Source organism: Streptomyces sp. NPDC005728, assembly GCF_040630895.1.
GTDB lineage: Bacteria > Actinomycetota > Actinomycetes > Streptomycetales > Streptomycetaceae > Streptomyces.
In genome coordinates this window covers 26,014-52,676 of record NZ_JBEXYL010000001.1, presented here as the reverse complement: position 1 = coordinate 52,676, position 26,663 = coordinate 26,014, and the positions used below count along the sequence as shown (strand labels likewise).

Sequence of the window (26,663 nt, the reverse complement as noted above, 5' to 3'; positions counted from 1 at the left end):
AAACCCGCACTCATGAGTCGTACACGAACATCACTGCTCGCTGCCCTGGCACTGATCGCCGGGGCCTCGGGGACCGCCCTCGCCGCAGCACCGGCCGGCGCCGCGGCCACGGCCGTCCCCTGCACCGTCGACTACAAGGTGCAGAACCAGTGGGACACCGGCTTCACCGCAGCCGTGACCGTCACCAACAACGCGGCCGCGAAGTCGGGTTGGACGCTGAAGTGGTCGTACGCCGGGAACCAGCAGGTGACCAGCGGCTGGAACGCCAGGATCAGCCAGAGCGGCACCGCCGTCACCGCCGCCAACGAGAGCTACAACGGCACGCTGACCACCGGGAGTTCGGTCAGCTTCGGCTTCAACGGCTCCTACAGCGGCACCAACGCCGTACCCGCCGCCTTCACCCTCGACGGCGTCACCTGCAACGTCGACGACGGCAGCAGCGGAGGCGGCGGGGGAGACGGCGGCGGGGGAGGCACCGGCACGCGCGTCGACAACCCCTACGCGGGCGCCAAGGTGTACGTGAACCCGGAGTGGTCGGCCAAGGCCGCCGCCGAACCGGGCGGCAGCCGCGTCTCCGGCCAGCCCACCGGCGTCTGGCTGGACCGCATCGCCGCGATCAACGGGGCGGGCGGCGGCATGGGCCTGCGCGCCCACCTGGACGCGGCCCTCGCCCAGAAGGGCAGCGGCGAAGAGGTCGTCCAGCTCGTCGTCTACGACCTGCCGGGCCGGGACTGCGCGGCGCTCGCCTCCAACGGCGAACTCGGCCCCACCGAGATCGACAAGTACAGGACACAGTTCATCGACCCGATCGCGGCGATCCTCGCCGACCCGAAGTACGCCTCCCTCAGGATCGCCACCACCATCGAGATCGACTCGCTGCCCAACCTCGTCACCAACACCGGCAGCCGCGCCACCGCAACCCCCAACTGCGACACCATGCTCGCCAACGGCAACTACGTGAAGGGCGTCGGCTACGCCCTCGCCAAGCTCGGCGCCATCCCCAACGTCTACAACTACCTCGACGCCGGCCACCACGGCTGGCTCGGCTGGGACGACAACTTCGCCCCCGCCGCCACCCTGTTCAAGCAGGCGGCCACCAGTGAGGGCGCGAGCGTCGACGACGTGGCCGGGTTCATCACCAACACGGCGAACTACAGCGCCCTGAAGGAGGACAACTACACCATCAACGACAGCGTCAACGGCACCTCGGTGCGCCAGTCGAAGTGGGTCGACTGGAACCGCTACGTCGACGAGCTGTCCTTCGCCCGGGTCTTCCGCAGCCAGCTCGTCTCGGTCGGCTTCAACGCGAACATCGGCATGCTGATCGACACCTCCCGCAACGGCTGGGGCGGCACCACCCGCCCGACCGGACCCGGCCCGAGGACCAGCGTGGACACCTACGTCGACGGCGGCCGCTACGACCGCCGTATCCACGTCGGCAACTGGTGCAACCAGGCCGGTGCCGGCCTCGGCGAACGCCCGCAGGCCGCCCCGGCGGCCGGGATCGACGCCTACGTGTGGATGAAGCCCCCGGGCGAGTCCGACGGCTCCAGCACCGCCATCGCCAACGACGAAGGCAAGGGCTTCGACCGCATGTGCGACCCGACGTACACAGGCAACGCCCGCAACGGCAACAACATGTCCGGCGCCCTGCCCGACGCCCCGCTGTCCGGACACTGGTTCTCCGCCCAGTTCCAGCAGCTGATGCAGAACGCCTACCCGCCGCTGTCCTGACCGGGTGAGCCTCCGCCGGGGCCGGTTCCCGTCCCGAGGGACAGGTCCCGGCGGATCTCCCGCTCCAGGAAGCACGCGCCCGTCGCCCGTTTGCCGACCCTCCCGATTCCGCTGCCCGGTTTTGCCGTACCGGCAACACGGCCGGCCCCCGACCGGTGTGCCGCCGCACGCTGACCGCATCCCGAGGAGAGGCTGACCACCATGGCGCACGACCACCACGCAGACGACCGTCACGCACACGAGCAGCGGCACGCACCCTCCCACGCACACACGCATGACACCGACATCGACTGGAACGAGTCGGCTCCCCGGCTGGAGGCCCAGGCGGAGCTGTTCACCCCCGTCTACGAGCGCGCCATGGCCTGGCTGGCGAAGGAGGTGACGGAGCCGGGGCTGATCGTCGACGCGGGCAGCGGCCCCGGCGTCGTCGCCTGCCTGTTCGCCGAGGCCTTCCCCGGTGCGCGGGTCGTCGCCGTCGACGGCACCGAGCCGCTGCTGGAGCGTGCCCGCGCCCGCGCCGCACGGCAGGGCGTGGCCGACCGCTTCGACACTCTCGCCGGTGAACTGCCCGGTGTGCTGGGCGAGTTGGACTACCCGGCCGATCTGCTGTGGGCCAGCCGCAGCCTGCACCACCTCGGCGACCAGCAGGCTGGGCTCGCCGCGTTCGCCGACCGGCTCGCCCCCGGCGGCACCCTGGCCCTCCTCGAAGGCGGCCTCCCCTCCCGCTTCCTGCCCCGGGACATCGGCATCGGGCGCCCCGGACTTCAGACACGGCTGGACGTGCTGGAGGGGGAGTGGTTCGCCCGGATGAGGGCCGACCTGCCCGGCTCGGTCGCGGTGACCGAGGACTGGCCGGCGCTGCTGACCGCCGCCGGTCTGCAGCACACCCGCACCCGCAGCTTCCTGCTCGACCTGCCCGCCCCGGCGACCGACCGGGCCCGCGCCTACGCCGCCGCCACCCTGTCCCGGCTGCGCGATGCGGCCACCGAGAGCCTGGACGCCGAGGACCGCGCCACCCTGGACCGGCTGCTCGACCCGGCCGACCCGGCGAGCGTGCACCGCAGGCCGGACGTGTTCGTTCTGGGCGCGTACACGGTCCACACGGCGGTACGGCCCGTCTAGGCGCCGTGCCCAGCACAGCCCCGGCCGGGCATACACGCTCACCCGCGCCCCACGCCCCACGCCCCGCGCCCCGCGGACCGTCCGCGTCCCGCACTCCTCGAAGGACGCGGACGGGACCTGCCGTTTGACCCTTTCCCGTGGGTCCGCGTCCAGCGGCTGCCCGGCGGGATCACGCAGCACGGCGATCCGCCGGGCGGCGAGCATCCGCGCGCGGACGACCGAGGGCCCGGCCTCCGTGCCGTACGACGTGCCGGAGTCCCCGGGGCCGTCGCGACCGCTCATCCGGCCGACCGTGCCGGCCCGTTGGAGCCGCACGGGGCCGCGGACCTGGTGTGCGCGGGCCGGGCCGGGACTCACCGCGGCGGAACGGCACCGCTACCTTCCCGCCGTGCCGTACCGCCGTACCTGCGACGGGACTTGACTTGGAGAGCGCTCGAAGTGATGAACTCCCTGCTCGTACACCGACACGCAGGGGGAACATCATGAACGACGCTCCGGTCGCGCTCATCACCGGCGGCGGCAGCGGTATCGGTGCGGCCGTCGCCCGGCAGCTGCTGGACGCCGGGCACCGGGTCACCGTCACCGGACGCGGGGAGCAGCGGCTGCGGGATTTCGCCGACAGTATGGGAAATCCCGACCGACTGCTGACGGTCGCCGGTAGTGCGTCTGCATTCGACGACATACAGGATGCGGTCGACCGTACGCTGAAGGCATACGGTCGACTGGATACCGTCATCGCCAACGCCGGCTTCGCCACCCACGACGCCGTCGCCGACGGCGACCCGTCCGGCTGGACCGAGATGGTCCTCACCAACGTCCTCGGCCCCGCGCTCCTGATCCGCGCCTCCTTCGAGGCGCTGAAGGAGACCCGCGGCCGGATCGTCCTCATCGGCAGTGTCGCCGGGTTCGTGAACACGCCGGGCAACATCTACGGCGCCACCAAGTGGGCGGTCACCGGGCTCGCCGAGAACACCCGGCGCCAGGTAACGGAGTTCGGCATCGGTGTCACGCTGGTAGCCCCCGGCCGGGTGGAGACCCCGTTCTGGGACGGCAACGGCAGCCTGCCCCCGGGGCATCTCCTGACCGCGGACCAGATCGCCGACTCGGTGGTCTGGGCGATCCGGCAGCCGGCCGGGGTCGACATCAACACCGTGGTCGTACGCCCGCTGGGTCAGCCCAACTGACGTAGGCTCGGCCTCAGTTGTTGGCCAGGAACTGCTTGGCCAGCTGGTCCCCGAGGGTCACGGCGGCGCTGTGGCTCTCGATGGGGGAGACCTTCGAGTTCTTGAACAGGATGTAGGTCACGCCGGAGTCGGCCCCGCCGGTCGCCGGGTCGGGGTCGATGCCGAGCGCCTTGGCGGTGGCGTACGAGGCCTCGCCGATGATCTTCGTGGGGCCGGTGTCGCCGACGACGGCGTACTCGACCTTGTTGTTGTAGATGACGGCGACCACGCCGCCGCCCTTGATGCCGGCGCCGGAGTAGTTCCAGATGCTGCTGGAGCTGGGGACCACGACGTACGGCAGGGACTCGGCCTTGAGCGGCTTGCCGTCGGACTGGTGGAAGGCGGTGTCGTCCTGGTACCAGGGGTCGCGGTCCTCGTTGCAGTTCGTGGTGCGCTGGCCGTCGCAGTCGACGTCCATGTCGGCCTTCCAGAACACGGCGCCGTTCTTGCCGCACACGGGGACCGTGGCCGAGGTCTCGTCGTCGGTCTTGTACTTGCCGTTGGATATCTGCGAGCAGGACGTCACCTTGGCGAGCAGATCGGCCGCGCTGACCGAGCCCTCCTGGGTGGACGTCGGTGCGTGGTGGCCGGAGGCATGGGCGGGCAGCACTCCGGCTGCGAGGAGGGCGGCCCCGGAGGCCGCGGCGAGGGTCAGTGTTCGAAAACGCACTGTGGGGGACCCTTCTGTTAGGAAAGTTTCCTTACCGGGTGCCGTACAAGGTGGCCCCATCTGCATGTCCCCGTCAAGTCCTTGCGGGGAAGTCCCGCAGGCTGTGCGCTTTGCGGGGTTCCGCTCCCGGGAGAACACTGGTCGTGTCGAACTGGGAGGCGAAATGTCATGTTCGTGCGCACCGTCTATGTGACCGGCGACCCCGCGAAGATCGACACGGCCGTCAGAGCCCTGAACACGGAAGGCCGGGAGCTGCTCCAGGAGCGTCCGGGCTACCGCGGGGCCGGGGTCTTCGTGGACCGGGATCTCGGCAAACTGCTGGGCGTGAGCTGGTGGGACACGGCCGAGGCGCGGCACAACAGCGACGAGGTCATGCGATTGCGCAGGAAGGCCCTGCTGGAGCCGTTCGCCGGAACGCTGACGGTGGAGAACTTCGAGGCGGTGGTGTACCACCCGCTCCAGCCGCCGCGCATGGGCGGCGGACTGCGCGTCACGCGGGTGGAGTTCGACCCCGCGGACGCCGACCTGGTCGCCGAGACGTTCCTGTCGACCGTGATCCCGCGGCTCGAGACGCTGCCGGGCCTGGCCACGGCCGGCCTGCTCGTCGACCGGGACCGCGGTACGGGCCAGGTCGGCACCCTCTTCACGGACCGTGACGCGATGGTGGCCTCGCGGGCCGGTCAGGCGGCGGCCCGGCACGAAGGCGTCGCCAAGGCGCACGTGAACGTCGTCGGTCTGGAGGAGTTCGAGGTCGTGCATACGGACGTGCACCTCGCCTGAAGGGCGTGCACACGGGCGTGCACGCCGGCTGACCGGCCCCGTACGGGCATCCGGATCCCCCTCCCACGGCGAGGCATGCCTCCTCCCGCGGGGATGTTCGGGAAAACGGCCGTCCGGCCTTGCCGCTCGGCCGTCCCGCCCCGCGGCTCGGCCGTCCGCCTGCCGCCGGGGCGGGCGAACGGCCGTTCGCCGGGCGATGGTCAGCCCATGTCGAAGGTGGCCGGGTCCGGGCCGAGCCGCCGGTCCTCGTTCAGGGCGCTGATCGCCGCGAGGTCCTCGTCGTCCAGGCTGAAGTCGAACACCTCGATGTTCTCCTTGATCCGCGACGGCGTCACGGACTTCGGGATCACGACGTTACCCAGCTGGATGTGCCAGCGCAGCACGACCTGGGCCGGAGTGCGGTTGTGCTTCTGCGCGATGGCGACGACGGCAGGTACCTCCAGCAGGCCCTTGCCCTGGCCGAGCGGGGACCAGGCCTCGGTGGTGATGCCCTGCTCCCCGTGGAACTCGCGCGCCGCGCGCTGCTGCAGGTGGGGGTGCAGCTCGATCTGGTTGACCGCCGGGATGACCGAGGTCGCGTCGATCAGCCGCTCCAGGTGGTCGGGAAGGAAGTTGGACACGCCGATCGCCCTGACGCGGCCGTCGGAGTACAGCTTCTCGAACGCCTTGTACGTGTCGAGGTACTTGCCCCGGGACGGCAGCGGCCAGTGGATCAGGTACAGGTCCAGATGGTCGAGACCCAGCTTCTCCAGTGACGCGTCGAACGCGCGCAGTGTGGCGTCGTACCCCTGGTCGCTGTTCCAGAGCTTGGTGGTGACGAAGATGTCCTCACGGGGCAGGCCGGAGGCGGCGATGGCCTTGCCGGTGCCCTCTTCGTTGCCGTAGATCGCCGCTGTGTCGATGCTGCGGTACCCGGCCTCGAGTGCCGTGGCGACGGCCTGCTCGGCCTCGTCGTCCGGCACCTGCCAGACGCCGTAGCCCAGCTGGGGCATCTCGACGCCGTTGTTGAGGATGATCGGGGGGACCTTGCTGCTCACGAGCTTCTTGATCCTTCGGTTGTCGACAGGTGGTACTCCCATCGTCAACGATCACGCGCCACGATGCATTCCTGACCGCGGAATCCGCACCGACTGACCGGCGAGTCAGTCTCCGGAACCTCGGATTGGCCGGAAACGCATCCGACGTTATCGGTCCGGACCATTGACCGCGGCCCGTCATCCCGGGACTCTGTATCGCGCCACCGGACGTGTGACTGAACCCGGTGCATGCATGTGAACGGCCTCTGACCACGGCTGTTGTTGCCCACTGAGAACCCCCACCCTCAGGAAAGCGGGTACGCACACATGAACAAAACCCTGTCCACGACCCCTCGCACAGCCCACTCGGACCCCAAGACCTCCGATGAAACGGCCTGGCAGAGTCCCGGCTACCAGGTCGTGGAGACCGCCCTCGAGGTGACCGCCTACGCCCTCGCCGACCGCCGCACGCCCGAGCCGCCCCAGGCCTCATGAGCATGACCGTCCCGCCCGTGACGGACGCTGTGACGACTGCCCGCCCCGACGGCCACATGGCCGCGGCCGGCACCGACGGCCGTACGACCACGGCCCCATGGCCCCCCGCAGAGTTCACCGAGCGGCTGCGCGCCGTCAACGCCGCCCGGTACCACGACCGGCACCCCTTCAACCTGCGGATGCACCGCGGCGAGCTGACCCCCGCCGAGCTGCGCCGCTGGATCGCCGCCCGTTTCCACTACCAGCGGCACATCCCCGTCAAGGACGCCCTGATCCTCGCGGGGCTCGACCGGCCCGAGCAGCGCCGCGTCTGGCTGCGCCGCATCCGCGACCACGACGGCACGGGGGACGGCGGCCCCGGGAGCGAGGGCGGCATCGAGCGCTGGCTGCGGCTCGGCGAGGCCGCGGGCCTCGGTCGCCAGGAACTGTGGGACGCCTCCCGGGTGCCACCCGGGGTGCGGTTCGCGGTCGAGGGCTACGTCACCTTCTGCCGGCTGCGACCCACGCCGGACTCCGTCGCCGCCTCCCTGACGGAGCTGTCCGCGCCGGACCTGATGCGCACCCGCATCGCCGCCTTCGAACACCACTACCCGTGGATCGACCCGGCCGGCCTCGCCTACTTCCGCACCCGTGTCACCCAGGGCGCCCGCGACGGCGAGGAGGCCCTCGCCCTGGTCCTCGACCAAGCCCGCACCCGCGAACAGCAGGAACGGGCGGTGGCCGCGCTCACCTTCAAGTGCGAGGTGCTCTGGGCGCTGCTGGACGCGGTGGACGGGAGCGGCCCGTGACGGCACGACACCCCGTCCCCGCCGGGCGTCCCGCTCCCGCCGGGCGTCCCGCCCTCGCCAGGGGTCCCGCTCCCGCCGGGCGCGTCGAACCCGTCGGCGGTGTGACGGCCTGGCGTCCCGTACTCGCCCGGGGCGTGGTGCTGCGGCACGACCCGGTGCGGGACGCGGATCTGTTGCTGCTGCCGGAGCGCGTGGTCGTCCTGCACGGCCGTGCGGGCGCCGTCCTCGGGCTGTGCGACGGCAGCCGGAGCGTGACCGGCGTCGTGGCCGAGCTGTCCGCACGGTTCCCCGGCGCACCCGTCGCCGTCGAAGTCCCCGACTTCCTGGCCGCGTTGCTCAGGGAGGGCTGGCTGACATGACGACCGTCGACCCGCCATGGGCCCTGCTCGCCGAACTCACTCACGCCTGCCCGCTGCGCTGCGGCTATTGCTCCAACCCCGTCGAACTGGTCGGTCGGTCAACAGAGCTGACCACCGAGGAGTGGTCCGGGGTGTTCCGGCAGGCGGGCGCCCTCGGTGTCGTCCACACCCATCTGTCCGGCGGTGAGCCGCTGCTGCGCCGCGACCTGCCCGACCTGGTGGCCGCCGCCGGCACGGCCGGCCTGTACACCCAGCTGGTCACCAGCGGGGTGGGCCTGGGCGAGCGGCGGCTGGCCGGGCTGGTCGCGGCCGGCCTGTGCAGTGTGCAGCTGTCCGTGCAGCACGCGGACCGCGCCGCGGCCGAACGCATCGCGGGCGTAAGGTCGTTCGCGGCGAAGGAACGCGCGGCCCGGCTGATCCGCGAGGCGGGGCTGCCTCTCGGCCTCAACGCCGTCTTGCACCGCGCCAACCTCGACGCGCTCGACGACCTGGTCCGTCTCGCCGTGGACTGGGGCGCGGACCGGCTCGAACTGGCCCACACCCAGTACCACGGCTGGGCACAGCGCAACCGGGCCGTGCTGCTGCCCACACCGGGCCAGGTGGAGCGCTCCCGCTCGGCCGTCGCCCGCTGGCGCGAACGGCTGGGTGACTCACTGGAGTTGGTGTGGGTGGCCCCCGACCTGGTGGACGCCACCGCGAAACCGTGCATGGGCGGCTGGGGCAGTATCTCGCTCACCGTCGCCCCCGACGGCACCGTCCTGCCCTGCCCGGCCGCGGCCACCCTGCCCGGCCTGGACCCGCCGAACGTAAGGGACCACCAACTGGGCGAGATCTGGCGGGAGTCGAAGGCCTTCAACGCCTTCCGGGGCGAGTCCTGGATGCCCGAACCCTGCCGCGGCTGCGCCCTGCGCGACACCGACCACGGGGGCTGCCGCTGCCAGGCGTACGCCCTCACCGGCGACCCGGCCCGCACCGACCCCGCCTGCCGGCACGCCCCGGACCACCACCTCGTACACGACCTCGTGCGCGGGCCCAGGCAGCTCGCGTACGCCTACCGACAAGCCCCGCGCGAAGGAGGAACATGAGACGCCGACGCCTGCGGGCGGCCCTGACGGCACTCGCGCTGACCACCGCCGGCCTCGCCGCGCTGCCCGCCGCCGTGCCCCCGGCCGTCGCCGCCCCCGCCCCGCACCGGCCGGCCGCCGCCCGCGACTGGTCCACCGCCGTGGTCGACTCCACCACGGCCCGCTACACGCCGACGAGCATCGGCGGCTGGTCGTACCCGGTCGGCCTCTACCTCTACGGCCAGTACCTCACCTACCGGCGCACCCACGACGCGCGGTACCTCGCCTACATCAAGAGCTACGTCGACCGCTTCGTGAAGAGCGACGGCTTCATCGGCCAGTCCTTCAACAGCCTGGACAGCATGCAGGCCGGCCGGCTGCTGGTGATCCTGCACCACGAGACGGGCCAGGACCGCTACCGCAAGGCGGCGAAGAAGATCCGCGACCGCCTCGCCACCTATCCGCGCACGAGCGACGGCGGTTTCTGGCACGCCGACAACAGCAGCCGTGCCCACCAACTGTGGGCGGACGGCGTCTACATGGTGAATCCGTTCCTCGTCGAGTACGGCAGGGAGTTCGGCGACAGCGCGTACACCGACGACGAGGCGGCCAGGCAGCTCGCCGTCTACGGCGGCCGTCTCCAGGCCGCGAACGGGCTGTTGAAGCACGCCTACGACGAGTCGAGGACCGCGAGCTGGGCCGACCCGCGGACCGGACTCGCCCCCGAGCACTGGTGCCGTGCGGTCGGCTGGTACTCGATGGCGATCGTGAACGTCCTCGACGCGATACCGGCGGACCAGCCACGGCGGCCCCGGCTCCTCGGCATCCTCCGGCGCCTGGCGGCCGGCCTGGAGAGGTACCAGGACCCGTCGAGCGGCCGCTGGTTCCAGGTCATGGACAAGGGGAGCAGGAGTGACGACTGGACCGAGACGTCCTGCTCCAGCATGTTCACCTACGCCCTCTCGCGCGGCGCCCGGCAGGGCTATCTCGACCCGCACTACGCGGCCGTCGCCCGGCGCGGCTACGAGGGCGTGCTGGCGAAGGTCTCGGTCGGCGCGGACGGCCGCACGAACCTCGCCGACATCTCCGTCGGCACGAACGTCGGCGACTACGCGTACTACGCCGCCCGGACCCGGGCCACGAACGACTTCCACGGCCTGGGCGCCTTCCTGATCATGAACGAGCAACTGCAAGGAGATTGATGTCATGAGCACGACCAGAAGGGTGCTCCTGGGCGCCGCTCTGGGCGGCGCGGCCTCGACCGCCGCCGGTCCGCCGGCCGCGACCCCGGACCGGGCCGGGTCCTGGCGGCTCAAGTGGTCCCCGTCCGCGAGCGGCGACGGACTCGGCGCCTTCGAGACCGTCGAGGACGACCGCGCGAACTCCCACCCCGCCGGACACCCGCACATCCACGCCACGGGCGACAACTGGCGTTTCACCATGCACACAGTCGACCGCGACACGTCGACCGACCGCCAGCGGCAGGAGGTCACCGGCCTGCGCACGAGCGGCAGCAGCTACCTGAAGTGGACCGAGGGCCAGACCTGGCGGATCACGTATGCGATGTACATCCCCGGCTCGCTGAAGGCGACCACCACCTTCACGCACATCATGCAGATGAAGCAGCCCGGCAACGGCACCTCGCCGATCGTCGTCCAGTCCCTGCGCCGCGTGAACGGCAAGCAGAGCATCGAGCTGAAGCTCGCGATCGCCGGCATTCTGGTGGGCCGCACCGATCTGGAACCGCTGCACGACCGATGGACCGACGTGGACTTCCAGATCAAGGTCGGCAACGGTTCGGCCGGTTCGGTCCGCTGGATCCTCAAGAGTGGTTCCACGACGGTGGTCGACGAGTCGAGGACCGGCGTCGACACGTTCCTCGCCGACCGCGCCCGTCCGAAGTGGGGCATCTACCGCTCCCTCGGCGACACCTCCGGCTCCCTGCAGAACACCTACCTGCTGCTCTCCAACCTCCGTGGCCACCAACTCGCCTGAGGAGTCGTCACATGCGATCCGGCATCCCCCACGGGAGAGGCGCGGCGGCGATCGTCCTGTCCGTCCTCGCCGTCGTCCTCGGTCTCACCCACCCCGCCGCCCTCGCGGCCCCCGAGCCCTCGCCCCGCGCCGCCGTCTACGACGTACGCGACTACGGCGCCAAGGGCGACGGATCCGCCAACGACACCCCCGCCGTCAACAGGGCCGTCATCGCGGCCAACGCGGCCGGCGGCGGCACCGTCCGCTTCCCGGCCGGCACCTACAAGTCCAAGAACACCATCCGCATGAAGAGCAACGTGACGCTCCAGGTCGACACGGGCGCCACGATCCAGGGCTCCTCCGCGGACACCTACGACCCGCCCGAGCCCAACGCGTACGACAAGTACCAGGACTACGGGCACAGCCACTTCCACAACGCGATGATCTACGGCGACCGCCTCACGAACATCGGCTTCACCGGCGGCGGAGTCATCGACGGCGCCGGCAACCTGATCACCGGCAACCCGAAGTCCGGCGAGGCCGACAAGATCATCTCGCTGACCCGTTGCGACGGACTGCGCCTCGGCGACGGTCTCACCCTGCGCCGCGGCGGCCACTTCGCGGCCCTGATCAACGGCTGCAGGAACGTCACCTCGGACCATCTCACCATCGACACCGCGAGCGACCGCGACGGCTGGAACATCATCTCCACGACCGGTGTCACGGTGACGAACGCCACCATCAGGGCCAACGACGACGCCCTCGTCTTCAAGAGCGACTACGCACTCGGCGCCAAGCTCCCCAACGGCCATGTCCGGGTGAGCGATGCGTATCTCTCGGCGAAGTGCTGCAACGCCCTGATGTTCGGCTCCGAGACCTGCGGCGACTTCTCCGACTACCAGTTCGAGAAGATCCGCATCGAGGGCGCCGACAAGTCCGGCCTCGGCATGGTCTCCATGGACGGCGCGAAGATCTCCGACGTCCACTACCGCGACATCACCATGACCGGCGTCCACTCACCGATCATGCAGAAGATCGGCACCCGCAGACGCTGCGGCAACAGCCCCGGCATCGGCTCGATCAGCGATGTGACGTACGACCGCATCACGGCCACCGGCAACAACCCCTCCTTCAGTCCGACCCTGTGGGGCGAGTCCGGCCACCGGATCAGCCACGTCACGTTCAACCACGTCGACATCACCGTGCCCGGGGGCAACGGCACCATGTCCACCGGCGTGCCGAGCAACGACCCGGACGACTACAACCCGAAGGCCATCGGCACCCGCCCGGCCTACGGCTGGTACCTGCACAACGCGGACGACATCACCTTCACCGACAGCTCCGTGACGTTCGCCGCGGACGACGGCCGTCCCGCGGTCATCGCCAACGCCGCGAGCGGCATCCGCCTCACCCGCTTCACCGCCCGGCGCGGCAGCGAGTCCCCGCACGACGCCGGCTTCCAGAACGTCACCGGCTACTGCCTGACCGACAGCCACAACACCTCCGGCGGCGCGCTGCGGATCTCGTCCACCGGATCCACCGAGCAGTGCGGTACGGCGGTGGGTCCCCGAGACCTGGAGAACCCCCGCCAGGACTTCCTCCGCAACTCCGTCGGCGGTCTCTTCCTGCACTGGGGCCTGCGTACCGCCCCCGCCCACACCGACTGCACGGCCTGGGAGAACGACGTCACCCGTGGCGGCTGGACGCCGGACTACTGGGTGAACGAAGCCCGAAAACTGCATACGCAATACCTTGTACTGGCTACGTTCCACAGTCGACTGGGCTACGCCCGCCCCTGGCCGTCGAAGATCCCCGGCTCCTGCTCGACCCGGCGGGACTTCCTCGGCGAGCTGATCACCGCTGCCAAGGCCCAGGGCATGAAGGTCATCCTCTACATGACCGACGACCCCCAGTGGCACGACGAGGGCGGCCACGAGTGGCTCGACTCGGCCGCGTACTCCGCCCACAAGGGCAAGAACGTCGACCTGGCCACCCGTGACGGCTTCGGCCAGTTCAGCTACGACAACTTCTTCGAGGTCATGGACCGCTACCCCGACCTCGGCGGCTTCTGGATCGACAACGACAACGCGTACTGGGAGAGCCACGACCTCTACGCGCAGATCTACCAGAAGCGCCCGAACTACACGCTCAGCAACAACAACGAGGACACGTCGATCATGGACATGATCAGCAATGAGCAGAAGACGGGCATGACGCCTGCATACGATTACCCGCAGGCTGTATACACAGCTCAGCCCCGCCTGACCGAGGCCGACTTCAAACTGCCCTCGTCCGGCGCCTGGTGGTACGACGGCTCCGATCCGTCGGTCGACCGTATGCTCACCCTCGGCCGGCTCATCACCAACGCCGGTTCCTCGGTCAAGGCGCTGATGGCCGAGACCGCCCAGGTCAACGGGAAGTTCCCGGCCAACCAGGCAGCCTTCAACAACTTCGCGAACACCTACCTCGACCCCGTCTGGGAGTCCCTGCACGGCACCGAGGGCGGCGGCTACCTGTACGGCGGCCTCAAACCCGGCTTCTGGAACGACGGCGCGCACGGCGTGACCACGATCGCCAGGACGGACCCGAACCGCCAGTACATCCACGTCCTGACCCCGCCCGGCACCGGCTCCCTGCGCATCCGCGACAACGGCTACCGCATCTCCTCCGTCACCAACCTCCGTACGGGAGCAGCGGTTTCGTGGTCGCAGTCCGGTGGGGTGCTCACCCTGACCGGCCTCGCCGCCTGGGACCCGTACGACACCGTCTTCAAGGTCACCACCGCCGGCCGCCAGGGCATCCTGACCGGCGTCAAGGTGACCGCGAGCGCCTCGGCGAGCGGCCACACCGGCTCCGCCGCCGGTGACGGCGACCACCTCACCTACTGGGACAACGACAAGACCCTCCCCGTCACCCTCACCTTCGACCTCGGCTCGGCCAAGAGGGTGCAGTACCTCGGGCTGAACCAGCGCGAGGACTCCGTCGCCTACGCCCGCTCGGCCACCGAGCAGTCCGCCCGGATCAAGGACTACAAGGTGTTCCTGAGCAACGACGGCACGACCTGGGGCAGCGCCGTGAAGAGCGGGCAGCTGGCGAGCCGCCGTGGCATCCAGGGCATCGACCTCACCGCCGCGAACGCCCGCTACGTCCGCCTGGAGATCGACTCCACCTGGGCCGCCTCCACCGACACCACCCGCCACAAGCGGCTGCGGATCGACGAGGCGTGGATCGGCACCGCATACGCCGCACCCGCGAACGGAGGACGCTCATGACCCGCATCAGAGCAATGGCGGCCGCGCTGGCCGGGCTGCTCATCGCCGCCGCGATCCCGCTGCTGACCGCCGCACGCCCCGCGGCCGCCTCCGACAACGGCCAGTCGGTCCGCCCCGCCATGGGCTGGAGCAGCTGGAGCTTCGTCCGCCGTTGGCCGACCGAGGCGAAGATCAAGGCGCAGGCCGACGCCCTGGTCTCCACCGGCCTGAAGGACCACGGCTTCGTCCACGTCAACCTGGACGACTTCTGGCAGAAGTGCGACTCCAACGGGTTCGTCGTCGACTCCTACGGCCGCTGGGCCGTCGACACCGACAAGTTCCCCGGCGGCATCAAGGCCCTGGCCGACCACATCCACGCCAGGGGACTGAAGTTCGGCTTCTACGTCACTCCTGGCATCGCCAAGAACGCCGTACTGAAGAACACCCCGATCGAGGGCACGTCGTACCACGCGAAGGACATCGCGGACACCTCGAAGACGGAGAAGAACTACAACTGCAAGAACATGTACTACATCGACTACTCCAAGCCGGGCGCGCAGGAGTTCGTGAACTCCTGGGCGAGGCAGTTCGCCTCCTGGGGAGTCGACTACCTGAAGATCGACGGCGTGGGCAGCCAGGACGTCCCGGACGTGCAGGCCTGGGACAAGGCCCTGCGCGCCACCGGACGGCCCATCACCTTCGCCCTCTCCAACAACCTGCCGATCGCGAACGCCTCCACCTGGCGGCAACTGGCGAACAGCTGGCGCACCCAGGGCGACGTCGAGTGCTACTGCGGGCCCGGCCCGAGCGGCAGCGGCTACCCGCTGACCGACTGGAAGCACGTGTCCACCCGCTTCACCTCGGCCGCCACCTGGCAGCCGTACGCCGGCCCCGGCGGCTGGAACGACCTGGACTCCCTGGAGATCGGCAACGGCGACCAGGCGGGGCTCACCGCCGACCAGCGGCGCTCGCACTTCACCCTGTGGGCGATGGCGGGCGCGCCCCTGCTGCTCGGCACCGACCTGACCCACCTCGACCCGGTCGACAGGGCCATGCTCACCAACGACCGGCTGATCGGCGTCGACCAGGACGGGGTGGCCGCGAAGCGGCTGGTGAACAGTGGTGTCCAGCAGGTCTGGAGCAAGCGGGAGAACAGCGGCGCGTACGTGGTGGCGCTGTTCAACACCGCAACCTCCGGCAGCGCCACGGTCAAGGTGAACTGGTCCCAGGCCGGCTTCACCGGCTCCGGCGACGTCACCGACCTGTGGTCCGGCTCCCACACGGGCGTGGTCACCGACTCCTACAGCGCGACCCTGCGCCCGGGCGAGACCCGCCTGATCCGGGTGAAGCCGGTCACCTCCCCGGAACCGGCCGACTCGCCGTACCCGGCGGCCGCTTCACCGGGCATGGCCGTCGCCCCCTACGAGTACCTCGGCTGGGGCAAACCGCAGAACCCCGCCTCGGTGATGTCCGCGACCGGCGTCAAGTGGTTCACGCTCGCGTTCGTCCTCTCCGACGGCACCTGCAACCCGAAGTGGGACGGCTCCCGCCCGCTGACCGGCGGCAGCGACCAGTCGGCGATCAACGCCATCCGGTCCGCGGGCGGTGACGTGATCGTCTCCGTCGGCGGCTGGAGCGGAGCCAAGCTGGGCGAGAAGTGCTCCAGCGCCGCCGCGCTCGCGGGCGCCTACCAAAAGGTCGTCAGCGCCTACCGGTTGAAGGTGCTGGACATCGACATCGAGAACACCGAATGGTCCAACGCCACCGTCCGCCGGCGTGTCGTCGACGCACTGAAGACCGTCAAGGCCGACAACCCCGGCCTGAAGACCGTCATCACCTTCGGCACGACGACCGGCGGCCCCGACTCCACCGGCGTCGACATGATCAAGCGGGCAGCCGACTCCGGCCTGGCGAACGACGTCTGGTGCATCATGCCGTTCGACTTCGGCGGCGGCACCACCACCATGGGCACCCTCACCACCCGGGCCATGGAGGGCCTCAAGGCGCGGGTCGAGGCGGCCTACGGCTACGACGACACCACCGCCTACGCCCACATCGGCCTGTCCTCCATGAACGGCAGGACGGACGACTCCGGCGAGCGGGTCCGCGTCGCCGACTTCAGAACCATGCTCGCCTACGCCCGGCAGCACCACATCGCACGCCTCACCTACTGGTCCGTCAACCGCGACCGCCCCTGCGGCCCCGGCACCGACGGCGACTCCTGCAGCGGCGTGTCGCAGCAGCCGTACGACTACCTGAAGGTCTTCGCCCAGTACACGGGCTGAGGGGAACACCCATGAATCTCACGAGAGTTCTGCCGTTCGGTCTGGCCGTGGCCCTCGCGCTGCCCCTCGCCGGACTGAGCCAGGGCACCGCCCGCGCGGCCACCGACCACCAGGCCGAGGACGCCCTGATCTCCCAGGGCACCGTGGCCGCCAACCACACCGGATACACGGGCACCGGCTTCGTCGACTACACCAACGTCCAGGGTTCCTACGTGGAGTTCACCGTGAGCGCGGCCGCCGCGGGCACCTCCTCGGTGACCCTCCGCTACGCCAACGGCACCTCCACCGACCGCCCCATGGACATCTCCGTGGGCGGCACGGTCGTCGCGTCCGGTGTCTCCTTCCCGGCCACGACCGACTGGAACACCTGGGCGACCAAGAGCGTCAACGTCCCCCTCTCGGCGGGGACCAACAAGATCCGCGCGACCGCGACCACCGCCAACGGCGGCCCCAACCTCGACCGCATCAGCCTCGCCGCCGCGGCCGACACCCAGGCCCCCACCCGCCCCGGCCGGCCCAGCTGCTCCGACCTCGGCGAGAGCGGCCTCACCCTCGCCTGGGGCGCGTCCACCGACAACGTGGGCGTGACGGCGTACGACCTCTACGAGCACGGCAACAAGATCGGCGAGGCGTCCGGGACCGCGACCAGCAAGGCACTCACCGGGCTCACCCCCAACACCACCTACAACCTCACCGTCATCGCCCGGGACGCCGCCGGCAATGCCTCGCCGGCCAGCCCCGTCGTCGACTGCACGACGAAGCCCAGCTCCGACAGCACACCGCCGACCGCACCCGGCATACTGTCCACCGCCGACATCACATCGAATACAGTCGACCTCAGCTGGGGCGCGTCGACCGACGACCGTGCGGTCGTCGCCTACGACATACGAAGCGGGACCACCGTCTACAAGACGGTCACGGCCGGCACATCGACCACGCTCACCGGCCTCGCCTGCAACAGCCCCTACTCCCTCGACGTCGTCGCCCGCGACGCGGCAGGCAACGTCTCCGCGCCCAGCAACACGGTCACCTTCACCACCAAGGCCTGCGCCACCGACGGCGGTGTCCCCTCCTCCATCGCCACGCTCTCCACCGGCTGGACCATCCCCTGGGGCACCTACTGGATGCCCGACGGCCAGTCGGCGCTGGTCACCGAGCGGGACGACTTCCGGGTCTGGAAGCTGACCAAGAGCGGCAGCAGGACCCAGGTGGGCACCGTTCCCGAAGCCGTCACCACCAACGGAGAGGGCGGGCTGCTCGGAGTGGCCGTCGACCCGAAGTGGGACACCGACCACTACGTCTACTTCATGCACACCGCATCCGAGGGCAACCGTGTCGTCCGCATGACGTACGACGGCACCAAGCTCGCCGACTACAAGGTGCTGCTCCAGGGCATCAAGAAGAACCGCTACCACAACGGCGGCCGCCTCGCCTTCGGGCCCGACGGCTACCTCTACGTCTCCACCGGCGAGGCCCAGACGCCCGACCTCGCACAGGACAAGAACTCCCTCAACGGCAAGATCCTGCGCATGACGACCGACGGCAAGCCGGCGCCGGGCAACCCGTTCGGCACCTACGTGTACAGCCTCGGCCACCGCAACCCGCAGGGCCTCGCCTTCGACCGCAACGGGCGCCTGTGGGAGGCCGAGTTCGGCAACAGCTCCAAGGACGAGCTGAACCTCATCAAGCCCGGCGCCAACTACGGCTGGCCCACCTGCGAAGGCAGCTGCAGCGTCGCCGGCATGACCAACCCCAAGGCCACCTGGAACGTCTCCGAGGCCTCGCCCAGCGGCATCGCCATCGTCCGCAACGTCATCTACATGGCGTCCCTGCGCGGCGAACGGCTGTGGCGCATCCCGATCAGCGGGGACGCCGAGAAGGTCGGCACTCCGACGGCGTACTACGTCGGCACCTACGGCCGGCTGCGCACCGTCACCAAGGTGCCGGGCGCCGACCAGCTGTGGCTGTCCACCACCAACTGCGACAACAACGGAGGCGCGGCGGACGGATCCGACAAGATCTTCAAGGTGACCGTCAGCTGACGAACCGTCAGGCCCGGTAGAGGGCCTCGACCTCGCTCTCGTACGCCTTCTCGATCGCCTTCCGCTTCAGCTTCAACGACGGTGTCAGCAGGCCGTGTTCCTCGGTGAACGGCTGCGCCAGGATGCGGAAGGTGCGGATGGACTCGGCCTGGGAGACGAGGGTGTTGGCGGCGACGACCGCCCGCCGCACCTCCGTCTCCAGGTCCGGGTCCCGCACCAGCTCGGCCGGTGTCAGCTTCGGCTTGCCGCGCATCTGCAGCCAGTGCTCCACGGCATCCTGGTCCAGGGTGACCAGGGCGGCGATGTACGGGCGGTCGTTGCCGACGACGATGCACTGGTTGACCAGCGGATGGTCACGGACCCGTTCCTCCAGGACACCGGGGGAGACGCTCTTGCCGCCGGAGGTCACCAGGATCTCCTTCTTGCGGCCGGTGATGGTCAGATAGCCGTCCTCGTCGAGGGAACCGAGGTCGCCGGTGGCGAGCCAGCCGTCGTGCAGGGTCGCGTCGGTGGCCTTCTGATTGTTGAGGTAGCCCTGGAAGACATGGCTGCCGTGCAGCCAGATCTCCCCGTCGTCCGCGATGTGCACGGTGGTGCCCGGGATGGCCTGGCCGACGGTGCCGTAGCGGGTGCGCTCGGGCGGGTTGGCGGTGGCAGCCGCGGTCGACTCGGTCAGGCCGTAGCCCTCGTAGATCTGCACGCCCGCGCCCGCGAAGAACAGCCCCAGCCGGCGGTCCATCGCCGAACCACCGGACATCGCATTCCGTATACGGCCGCCCATGGCCGCACGGACTTTTGCATACACGAGCTTGTCGAACAGCTGATGCTGCATCCTCAGTGCCGCCGACGGGCCCGGCCCGATGCCCCAGGCCTTGGCCTCGACGGCGTCGGCGTACCTCACGGCGACCTCGACCGCCTTCTCGAACGGCCCGCCCTTGCCGTCCTTCTCCGCCTTGCGCCGGGCCGCGTTGAACACCTTCTCGAAGATGTACGGCACCGCGAGGATGAAGGTGGGCCGGAACGCGGCCAGGTCCGGCAGCAGCGCGGCCGCGTGCAGCTGCGGCTGGTGCCCGAAACGGACCCGGCCGCGGATCGCGGCGACCTCCACCATCCGCCCGAAGACGTGCGCGAGCGGCAGGAACAGCAGCGTGGAGGCCTCGTCGCCCTTCTTCGAGTGGAACACCGGCTCCCAGCGCCCGATCATGGTGTCCGACTCGTACATGAAGTTCCCGTGCGAGAGCACACAACCCTTGGGGCGGCCGGTCGTGCCCGAGGTGTAGATGATCGTCGCGATGGAGTCCGGGGTGACCGCCTGCCGGTGCCGGTGCACCACCTCGTCGTCGAGATGCGCACCGGCGTCGTACAGCTCCTGCACGCAGCCCGAGTCCAGCTGCCACAGCTCCCGCAGCTGCGGGAGCCGGTCGATGACGGTGGCGATCGTCATCGCGTGGTCCTCGTGCTCCACGATCGCCGCCGACACCTCGGCGTCGTACAGCATCCAGAAGCACTGCTCGGCCGAGGAGGTCGGGTAGATCGGGACCACCTGCGCGCCGATCGTCCACAGCGCGAAGTCGAACAGGGTCCACTCGTAGCGGGTCCGGGACATGATCGCGACCCGGTCGCCGAACCGGATGCCACGGGCGAGGAGCCCCTTGGCCAGGGCGAGGACCTCGTCACGGAACTCGGCGGAGGTGACGTCCCGCCACTGCCCGGACTCGTCCTTGCGGCCCAGCGCGATGTGCAGGGGGTCCGTCCGGGCATGCTCGAAGACGACATCGGCCAGACCGCCCACCGGCGGTGCCGACGTCAACGGAGGGGTGGTGAACTCGCGCAAACCCTCGCTCCCCGATCCTCGCTCCTCGGTCACGCCCATGTGATGCTCCGCTCAGCGCCGTGAAAGCTACCCCACCCGATCGCCGATCGGGAGGGGTACGGAAACCGAGCAAACCGCACCTTCTGCCCGGACGACGACCGGAAAATGCCCTCACATGGGGAAGGGCCGGACACAATACTGACGGGTCAGTAAGTTTCGGTGCCGTAATCTCCACCGAATCTGTACGACCCGATTACGGCCCATGGCCCTGTCCGCGCAGGGTACAGGGGTGAGACCACACCGTTCCTGCGCCGGATCGGCCGGCTCACGTATCAGCGCCCGCCGCGCTGCCCGCGGTGCAACCGGTCCCCGCCCGCCAGGACCGCAGCCGCCAGCGCGTTCGCCGCGCCCTCCGCCGCGCCGCGGCGCCGGCCCTGCACCAGCACGAAGTCGACCTTGCCCAGCTCCGGCAGGCCCGAGCGGTCCGGTACCCGGAACAGCCCCGGCGGGATCAGCCGCCGCGAATGGGCCATGACGCCGAGCCCGGCACGGGCGGCGGCGATCAGACCGTTGAGACTGCCGCTGGTGCACACGATCCGCCAGTCCCGCTCCTGCTCCTCCAGCACCTCCAGGGCGCGGGCACGGGTGATGCCGGGCGGGGGATACACGATCAGCGGGACCGGGCGCTCCGGCTCCAGACGGAGGTGCTCGGAGCCGATCCACACCAGGTCGTCCCGCCACACCAGCTCGCCGCGCGGATCCTGGGGGCGCCGCTTGGCCAGCACCAGATCGAGCTTCCCGGCCGCCAGCTGCTCGTGCAGCGTCCCCGACAGCTCCACGGTCAGCTCCAGGTCGACCTCCGGATGGTCGTGCCGGAAGCCCTCGAGGATCTCCGGCAGACGGGTGAGGACGAAGTCCTCCGAGGCGCCGAAGCGCAGCCGGCCGCGCACCCGGGTGCCCGTGAAGAACGCCGTCGCCTGCTCGTGCACCTCCAGCAGCCGACGGGCGAAGCCCAGCATGGCCTCGCCGTCCTCGGTCAGCTGCACGGAGTGGGTGTCCCGGGAGAACAGCTGACGGCCCGCGGCGTCCTCCAGCCGGCGCACGTGCTGGCTGACCGTGGACTGGCGCAGCCCGAGCCGCCGGGCGGCCTGCGTGAAGCTGAGCGTCTGCGCCACCGCCAGAAACGTCCGCAGGTGCGTGGGGTCGTACACGAGGGCAGCGTACCCCGGTTATCGCGGAAGACGATGACAGTCAGAGTGGTGTGCGGGATTCCCGATCGGTGTGGTCAGGAGGACGATGGAGGGGGGTCCTGCGGGGTCCCGCACCGCGCTGACGAACAGCAAGACGAAGAGCAAGACGAACAGCAAGACGAACAGCAAGTGGAGAACCGTGAAACGCCTGCGCTGGCCGAGCTGGATGCCGATCGACCCGTACGTCGTGCTGCTGCTCGGCACAGTGGGCCTCGCGGCGCTCCTCCCGGCCCGGGGCACCGGCGCGGACGTGGCCTCAGGAGCGTCCACCGCGGCGATCGCCTTCCTCTTCTTCCTCTACGGCGCCCGCCTCTCCACCCGTGAGGCCCTGGACGGCCTGAGGCACTGGCGGCTCCACATCATCGTCCTGGCCTGCACCTTCGTCGTCTTCCCGGTCCTCGGCCTCGCCGCCCGCGGCCTGGTGCCGGTGGTCCTGACCCAGCCGCTGTACCAGGGGCTGCTGTTCCTCACCCTGGTACCGTCCACCATCCAGTCGTCGATCGCCTTCACCTCGATCGCCCGCGGAAACGTGCCGGCCGCCATCTGCGCCGGCTCGTTCTCGTCACTGGTCGGCATCGTCGTCACCCCACTGCTGGCGGCCGCGCTGCTCGGCAGCAACGGCGGCGGGTTCTCCGCCGACTCCCTGGTGAAGATCGTCCTCCAGTTGCTCGTGCCGTTCCTCGCCGGACAACTGCTGCGCCGCTGGATCGGCGGCTTCGTCGCCCGCCACAAGAAAGTCCTCGGCCTGGTCGACCGCGGCTCGATCCTGCTGGTCGTCTACACCGCGTTCAGCGAAGGCATGACCCGGGGCATCTGGCACCAGGTCAGCCCCGTCCGGCTGGCCGCCCTGCTCGCCGTCGAGGCCGTCGTGCTCGCCGTCATGCTCGTCCTGACCTGGTACGGAGGCAGGGCGCTCGGCTTCGGCCGGGAGGACCGGATCGCCATCCAGTTCGCCGGGTCGAAGAAGTCCCTCGCCTCCGGGCTGCCCATGGCGAGTGTCCTGTTCGGCGCCCACGCCTCCCTGGCCGTGCTGCCGCTGATGCTCTTCCACCAGATGCAGCTGATGGTGTGCGCGGTCATCGCCAAGCGGCGCTCCCACGACCCGGAGGCGGAGGCGGAGGCGGAGGCGGAACCGGCCGGGCCGGCCGCGGCGTCCCGCACCGCGGTCGGCACCGGCTCCCGCTGAGGCCCGCCCGGCTCGTCAGCCGGCGTCAGCCGCCGACCCGGTCCAGGGGCAGCCACAGCACGGTGTCCTTCGGGGACCGCAGCACCTTCGGGTCCGACAGCTCCTCGTCGGTCAGGGCGCGGTCCCAGACATGGACCTCGTCGATCGCGCCGGTGAAGGAGGCGCGGCTGTCCATGCGCTGGCCGAGGTGCACGCCGAAGGGGGAGTTACGGCTGACGGAACCCGGCACATCGGCGACGGTGGACTGCATACCGTCGACGGACAGCGAAAGCCCGTCGGCACTCCGCCGCAGGACCAGGTGGTGCCACTGGCCGTCGTTGTATGCCGTAGCCGTACGCACGTATGCAGTCTGCGGGGCGGCCGCACCGTTCCGTACGGTGATCAGGCCCTGCACACGCTTGTTCGCCGGCTCGCCGCGCACCCACACCTGCGGCTGACTGGTGCCGATACCGCCCATCCACAGCAGCGGCTGCTCCCCGGTCGTGGCGGTGTACCGGAACCACAGGGACGCGGTGAAGTCCCCGCTGCCGAGGGGCAGCTCGGGGCGGTACGGCAGGCGCACGGCGTCGTCGGTGCCGTCGAACTCCAGCGCGCCGCCGAACACGCCGTCCGTCTCCTCGGCGCCGCCGAGGACTGCGGCCGGACGTCCGTGCGGGGCACGGTCGGCGGTGCGCGGGTCGGGTCCGCGGCGCGGGGCGAGCCAGTCCTCGGTGAAGCGGGCGAAACGGATCTCGTCGCGCGCGTCGACCGCACCGCCCTCGTACATCAGGCCGACCGTGTCGCCGTCGGCGCGCACCAGGTCGGAGTATCCGGACCAGTCCGTGGTGACGACCGTGCCGCGGTCCACGCTGTCCCAGGTGCGGCCGCCGTCGTAGGAGGAACGGATCATCATGGTGCGGCGCCGGTCCGGGTCGCCGGGGCAGGCCAGCAGGATGCGGTCGCCCAGGCGGAGCATCGAGCCCTGCACCTGCGGGGTGTAGAGGTCCGGGAGGTCGCGGAAGGGCGCGGTGAAGCTGCCGCCGCCGTCACGGCTGACGGTCTGGGTGCGGTGGCCGAGGTCGGTGCCGTCCTGCTCCCGCCCGCTGACCAGGACCGATCCGTCCGTGCGTTCGGTCAGGGTGAGTTCGGAGGGCTTCTGCCGGAAGGTGCCGTCGGCGGCGATCGGCCAGGTGTCGGTGGCGCCGATCCGCCAGTGGCCGCCGTGGTCGTCGCTGACGATGAGCGCGGCGTGGTTGGCGGTGACCCGGCCGCCGTTCCACGTCTCGGTGTTGACGCCGAAGACCAGCCGGCCGGCGTACCGGCCGCGGGTGAGCTGGATACCGTGTACGGGGCCCGTCGCGTACCAGGAGTTCCAGTCGGCCGGCAGGATCTCGGGGCTCAGATCGCGCGGCTCGGACCAGGTCAGTCCGTCGTCGTCGCTGTACTGCAGGTGTGGGCTGCGGTCACAGGGCACCGAGCAGCTGGCGCTGTCCGTACGCCCCGTGTTGTACGTCTCGGCCAGCCAGATCCGGCCGGTGTCGCGGTCCACGATCGGTGCCGGGTTGCCGTGGGTGTCGCCCGCGCCCTCGGTGACCACCTGCAGCGGGCCCCAGGTCCGGCCGCCGTCGGTGGAGCGCTTGAGCACGATGTCGATGTCCGCCGCGTCCCCGCAGTTGAGGACCCGGCCCTCGGCGAAGGCCAGCAGGGTGCCGTCGGTCGTCCGCACGATCGCCGGGATGCGGAAGCAGGCGTAGCCCGGGTCCTGGGACGCCTTGAAGAGGATCTGCTGATCGAACTCCGGGGCGTCGGCGGCTGGTTGGGCCTGCGCGGGATGGGGGGAGGTGAGCGGCTGCACGACAAGTGCCGCCGCCGCGAGGGCGATGAAGAGTGCGGATCTGAGACGGGCGCGAAGACCTGACGGCATGGAGCGACCTGCCCTTCGTCGGCCGGGCATCTGGACATCCGGACATCCCATGTCCAACGTGCGCTCCCCCGACGGTAGTTGGGGCTCGGGCGCCTCACAAGAAGCGTGCAGAACAAGAAGCGCGGCGGGCTACAGGACGAGAAGCGCGGCGGTCTGCGGAACAAGAGGACCTCCGGTCTGCTGGGCAAGAAGCGTGCAGGCCGGGACAGGAGGCGCGCCGGCTCACGGGCGCAGGACGACCTTGCCCCGGTTGGCCCGCCTCTCGATCGCCTCGTGTGCCTTCGCCGCGTCCTCCAGTGCGAACTCGCCGTGCACGGCGGGCTTCAGGGTGCCCTCGGCGAACAGCCGCCACAGCTCCTGCCGCCACTGCTCGTACAGCTCCGGCCGGCCGCGGGCGATCAGTGCCATCTGGAAGCCGATCACCGATTTGGCCCCGACCAGCAGGTCGTACGCCTGGATCGTGCCGCCGCCCGAGCTGTAGGACACCAGGCGGCCGTGCGGGGCTAGCGCGGCGAGGGCGGGGGTGAGCAGATCACCGCCGACCGCATCCAGTACACAGTCGACCGGCTCTCCCCAACTGTCGTCGCCATATTGAATACAGTCGTCCGCGCCCAGCGACCTGACGAAGTCCGCCTTGGCCGGATCGGACACGGCGCCCACCACCCGGCCCGCACCCCGCGCCCGGGCCAGCTGGACCGCGAGCTGTCCGACCCCGCTCGCCGCCGCCGTGACCAGCACGGCCTCACCATGCACGGGGCGCGCCGCCTCCAGCGCGCCCAGCGCCACCAGCCCGCTCCGCACCAGTGCCACCGCGTCGACGGACGTGGCGCCGTCGGGTACGGGGGAGGTCATGGTCTCGTGGAGCAGGGCGAAGTCCGCGTACCCGTGGCCGAAGCACAGCCCGGTGACCCGGTCGCCGGTGCGGAAGCGGGTCGCGCCCGCGCCGACGGCCACCACCTCGCCGGCGATCTCGCCGCCCAGCGGGACCGGCTCGGCGGCTTCGGTGACCTTGCGGACGACGGGCAGGGTGACGCCGACCGCCTCGCAGCGCACCAGCAGCTCCCCGGCGCCGGGTTGGGGGACGGGGGTCTCCTCCAGGAACAGGGGGCCGCCGGCGGACTCGTACCGGACGCGACGCATCGCAACCTCCAGCCGCCGGGCGCGCCGACGGATCGTTGGGAATTCCCATGAATTCATTGGGGGCCCCAACGATAAGGGATGGTCATGGGGAAGTCCAACGATTCTTCGATAGGCTGCCTGCATGGCCGACGCACCCTTCCCCGCCATCCGCGCCCTGCCCAGCTGGCTCCTCGGACGCGCCGCCGCCCACGGCCGCTCCCTGGTCGCGGACGCCCTCGCGACCGAGGGTCTGAGGATGTGGCACCACGTGGTCCTCTCCGCCGTCCGCGACCTCGCCCCCGTCGCCCAGGCCGACCTCGGCCGCAGCGTGGGCCTCGACCCCAAGGACCTGGTCGGCATCCTCAACGACCTGCAGTCCGCCGGCCATGTCGTCCGCGCCCCCGACCCCAAGGACCGGCGCAAGAACGCCGTGTCCCTCACCGACGACGGCGCCCGCCTCCTCACCCGCTGCGAGAAGGCTGCACGCGAGGCGAACGACGAGCTGCTCGCCCCGCTGTCCACGGACGAACGCGATCAGTTCATGGGCCTGTTGATCCGGATTTCCGGCACGGACGGCTGATGGCGGCTA

21 protein-coding genes are annotated in these 26,663 nt (G+C 70.4%); 15 read left to right on the top strand and 6 right to left on the bottom strand.

Translation table 11 applies throughout. The features are described 5' to 3' along the window. Positions 1-12: 12 nt before the first annotated feature. The 3 genes from ABZ471_RS00215 (at position 13) to ABZ471_RS00205 (ending at position 4,040) form a co-directional block, all read left to right on the top strand. Positions 13-1,734 (top strand): glycoside hydrolase family 6 protein, encoded by a 1,722-nt coding sequence (locus tag ABZ471_RS00215; protein WP_359060682.1) that lies wholly within the window; start codon positions 13-15, stop codon positions 1,732-1,734. A gap of 201 nt (positions 1,735-1,935) precedes the next feature. Further along, positions 1,936-2,856 carry a class I SAM-dependent methyltransferase gene (locus ABZ471_RS00210; RefSeq protein WP_359060680.1) on the top strand — a complete coding sequence of 307 codons (921 nt, stop codon included), beginning with the start codon at positions 1,936-1,938 and terminating at the stop codon, positions 2,854-2,856. Between the two features lie 482 nt (positions 2,857-3,338). Continuing rightward, complete coding sequence (locus tag ABZ471_RS00205) at positions 3,339-4,040, top strand: SDR family NAD(P)-dependent oxidoreductase (RefSeq protein ID WP_359060678.1); 702 nt, start codon at positions 3,339-3,341, stop codon at positions 4,038-4,040. A gap of 13 nt (positions 4,041-4,053) precedes the next feature. Here the strand turns inward: ABZ471_RS00205 and ABZ471_RS00200 are convergent, their stop codons facing one another. After that, on the bottom strand, positions 4,054-4,749 hold the full coding sequence (locus ABZ471_RS00200) for a glycoside hydrolase family 75 protein (protein WP_359060676.1): 696 nt from the start codon (positions 4,747-4,749) through the stop codon (positions 4,054-4,056). Positions 4,750-4,917: 168 nt separating this feature from the next. Here ABZ471_RS00200 and ABZ471_RS00195 point away from each other — a divergent pair, with 168 nt between their 5' ends. Beyond that, the gene (locus tag ABZ471_RS00195; RefSeq protein WP_359060674.1) at positions 4,918-5,529 is read left to right on the top strand and encodes a hypothetical protein; all 612 of its coding nucleotides are present in this window, start codon (positions 4,918-4,920) and stop codon (positions 5,527-5,529) included. 200 nt (positions 5,530-5,729) lie between these two features. Here the strand turns inward: ABZ471_RS00195 and ABZ471_RS00190 are convergent, their stop codons facing one another. Further along, positions 5,730-6,566, bottom strand: a complete 837-nt coding sequence (locus ABZ471_RS00190; protein WP_359060672.1) for an aldo/keto reductase — start codon at positions 6,564-6,566, stop codon at positions 5,730-5,732. A gap of 306 nt (positions 6,567-6,872) precedes the next feature. On the opposite strand from ABZ471_RS00190, the gene pqqA reads away from it, so the two are divergent. The 9 genes from pqqA to ABZ471_RS00145 are packed head-to-tail and all read left to right on the top strand — an operon-like array spanning position 6,873 to position 18,803. After that, positions 6,873-7,040: a pyrroloquinoline quinone precursor peptide PqqA gene (gene pqqA, locus ABZ471_RS00185; protein ID WP_359060670.1), complete on the top strand. Its 168-nt coding sequence runs from the start codon at positions 6,873-6,875 to the stop codon at positions 7,038-7,040. Between the two features lie 56 nt (positions 7,041-7,096). Continuing rightward, positions 7,097-7,828 carry a pyrroloquinoline-quinone synthase PqqC gene (gene pqqC, locus ABZ471_RS00180; RefSeq protein ID WP_359061264.1) on the top strand — a complete coding sequence of 244 codons (732 nt, stop codon included), beginning with the start codon at positions 7,097-7,099 and terminating at the stop codon, positions 7,826-7,828. Then, on the top strand, positions 7,825-8,187 hold the full coding sequence (gene pqqD, locus ABZ471_RS00175; RefSeq protein ID WP_359060668.1) for a pyrroloquinoline quinone biosynthesis peptide chaperone PqqD: 363 nt from the start codon (positions 7,825-7,827) through the stop codon (positions 8,185-8,187). The genes pqqC and pqqD overlap by 4 nt, the downstream gene beginning before the upstream one ends. Beyond that, positions 8,184-9,272: a pyrroloquinoline quinone biosynthesis protein PqqE gene (pqqE, locus tag ABZ471_RS00170; RefSeq protein ID WP_359060666.1), complete on the top strand. Its 1,089-nt coding sequence runs from the start codon at positions 8,184-8,186 to the stop codon at positions 9,270-9,272. The genes pqqD and pqqE overlap by 4 nt, the downstream gene beginning before the upstream one ends. Next, a complete protein-coding gene (locus tag ABZ471_RS00165) occupies positions 9,269-10,453 on the top strand; it encodes a glycoside hydrolase family 88 protein (protein WP_359060664.1) in 1,185 nt (394 codons plus the stop codon). Before pqqE ends, ABZ471_RS00165 begins: the two co-directional genes overlap by 4 nt. A 4-nt stretch (positions 10,454-10,457) precedes the next feature. Beyond that, on the top strand, positions 10,458-11,246 hold the full coding sequence (locus ABZ471_RS00160) for a Tat pathway signal sequence domain protein (RefSeq protein WP_359060662.1): 789 nt from the start codon (positions 10,458-10,460) through the stop codon (positions 11,244-11,246). 11 nt (positions 11,247-11,257) lie between these two features. Further along, a complete protein-coding gene (locus tag ABZ471_RS00155; protein ID WP_359060660.1) occupies positions 11,258-14,497 on the top strand; it encodes a glycosyl hydrolase family 28 protein in 3,240 nt (1,079 codons plus the stop codon). Further along, positions 14,494-16,761, top strand: a complete 2,268-nt coding sequence (locus ABZ471_RS00150; protein WP_359060658.1) for an alpha-galactosidase — start codon at positions 14,494-14,496, stop codon at positions 16,759-16,761. The genes ABZ471_RS00155 and ABZ471_RS00150 overlap by 4 nt, the downstream gene beginning before the upstream one ends. An 11-nt stretch (positions 16,762-16,772) precedes the next feature. Beyond that, positions 16,773-18,803: a PQQ-dependent sugar dehydrogenase gene (locus ABZ471_RS00145; RefSeq protein ID WP_359060656.1), complete on the top strand. Its 2,031-nt coding sequence runs from the start codon at positions 16,773-16,775 to the stop codon at positions 18,801-18,803. Positions 18,804-18,810: 7 nt separating this feature from the next. Here the strand turns inward: ABZ471_RS00145 and ABZ471_RS00140 are convergent, their stop codons facing one another. After that, the gene (locus ABZ471_RS00140; RefSeq protein ID WP_359061262.1) at positions 18,811-20,637 is read right to left on the bottom strand and encodes a long-chain fatty acid--CoA ligase; all 1,827 of its coding nucleotides are present in this window, start codon (positions 20,635-20,637) and stop codon (positions 18,811-18,813) included. Positions 20,638-20,948: 311 nt separating this feature from the next. Continuing rightward, positions 20,949-21,827 (bottom strand): LysR substrate-binding domain-containing protein, encoded by an 879-nt coding sequence (locus ABZ471_RS00135; protein WP_359060654.1) that lies wholly within the window; start codon positions 21,825-21,827, stop codon positions 20,949-20,951. 205 nt (positions 21,828-22,032) lie between these two features. On the opposite strand from ABZ471_RS00135, the gene ABZ471_RS00130 reads away from it, so the two are divergent. Continuing rightward, positions 22,033-23,052: a bile acid:sodium symporter family protein gene (locus ABZ471_RS00130; RefSeq protein ID WP_359061260.1), complete on the top strand. Its 1,020-nt coding sequence runs from the start codon at positions 22,033-22,035 to the stop codon at positions 23,050-23,052. A gap of 25 nt (positions 23,053-23,077) precedes the next feature. Here the strand turns inward: ABZ471_RS00130 and ABZ471_RS00125 are convergent, their stop codons facing one another. Together ABZ471_RS00125 and ABZ471_RS00120 are read right to left on the bottom strand one after the other, a co-directional pair. After that, complete coding sequence (locus ABZ471_RS00125; protein WP_359060652.1) at positions 23,078-24,955, bottom strand: sialidase family protein; 1,878 nt, start codon at positions 24,953-24,955, stop codon at positions 23,078-23,080. A gap of 222 nt (positions 24,956-25,177) precedes the next feature. Beyond that, complete coding sequence (locus ABZ471_RS00120) at positions 25,178-26,095, bottom strand: zinc-binding dehydrogenase (protein ID WP_359060650.1); 918 nt, start codon at positions 26,093-26,095, stop codon at positions 25,178-25,180. Positions 26,096-26,216: 121 nt separating this feature from the next. Between ABZ471_RS00120 and ABZ471_RS00115 the strand changes: the two genes are divergently transcribed. After that, a complete protein-coding gene (locus tag ABZ471_RS00115; RefSeq protein ID WP_359060648.1) occupies positions 26,217-26,654 on the top strand; it encodes a MarR family transcriptional regulator in 438 nt (145 codons plus the stop codon). The last annotated feature ends 9 nt before the right edge of the window (positions 26,655-26,663 follow it).

Coding starts and splice junctions, on each gene's coding strand:
- ABZ471_RS00215 (WP_359060682.1), top strand. CDS start 13: ATGAGTCGTACACGAACATCACTGCTCGCTGCCCTGGCACTGATCGCC.
- ABZ471_RS00210 (WP_359060680.1), top strand. CDS start 1,936: ATGGCGCACGACCACCACGCAGACGACCGTCACGCACACGAGCAGCGG.
- ABZ471_RS00205 (WP_359060678.1), top strand. CDS start 3,339: ATGAACGACGCTCCGGTCGCGCTCATCACCGGCGGCGGCAGCGGTATC.
- ABZ471_RS00195 (WP_359060674.1), top strand. CDS start 4,918: ATGTTCGTGCGCACCGTCTATGTGACCGGCGACCCCGCGAAGATCGAC.
- pqqA (WP_359060670.1), top strand. CDS start 6,873: ATGAACAAAACCCTGTCCACGACCCCTCGCACAGCCCACTCGGACCCC.
- pqqC (WP_359061264.1), top strand. CDS start 7,097: ATGGCCGCGGCCGGCACCGACGGCCGTACGACCACGGCCCCATGGCCC.
- pqqE (WP_359060666.1), top strand. CDS start 8,184: ATGACGACCGTCGACCCGCCATGGGCCCTGCTCGCCGAACTCACTCAC.
- ABZ471_RS00165 (WP_359060664.1), top strand. CDS start 9,269: ATGAGACGCCGACGCCTGCGGGCGGCCCTGACGGCACTCGCGCTGACC.
- ABZ471_RS00160 (WP_359060662.1), top strand. CDS start 10,458: ATGAGCACGACCAGAAGGGTGCTCCTGGGCGCCGCTCTGGGCGGCGCG.
- ABZ471_RS00155 (WP_359060660.1), top strand. CDS start 11,258: ATGCGATCCGGCATCCCCCACGGGAGAGGCGCGGCGGCGATCGTCCTG.
- ABZ471_RS00150 (WP_359060658.1), top strand. CDS start 14,494: ATGACCCGCATCAGAGCAATGGCGGCCGCGCTGGCCGGGCTGCTCATC.
- ABZ471_RS00145 (WP_359060656.1), top strand. CDS start 16,773: ATGAATCTCACGAGAGTTCTGCCGTTCGGTCTGGCCGTGGCCCTCGCG.
- ABZ471_RS00130 (WP_359061260.1), top strand. CDS start 22,033: ATGCCGATCGACCCGTACGTCGTGCTGCTGCTCGGCACAGTGGGCCTC.
- ABZ471_RS00125 (WP_359060652.1), bottom strand. CDS start 24,955: ATGCCGTCAGGTCTTCGCGCCCGTCTCAGATCCGCACTCTTCATCGCC.
- ABZ471_RS00120 (WP_359060650.1), bottom strand. CDS start 26,095: ATGCGTCGCGTCCGGTACGAGTCCGCCGGCGGCCCCCTGTTCCTGGAG.
- ABZ471_RS00115 (WP_359060648.1), top strand. CDS start 26,217: ATGGCCGACGCACCCTTCCCCGCCATCCGCGCCCTGCCCAGCTGGCTC.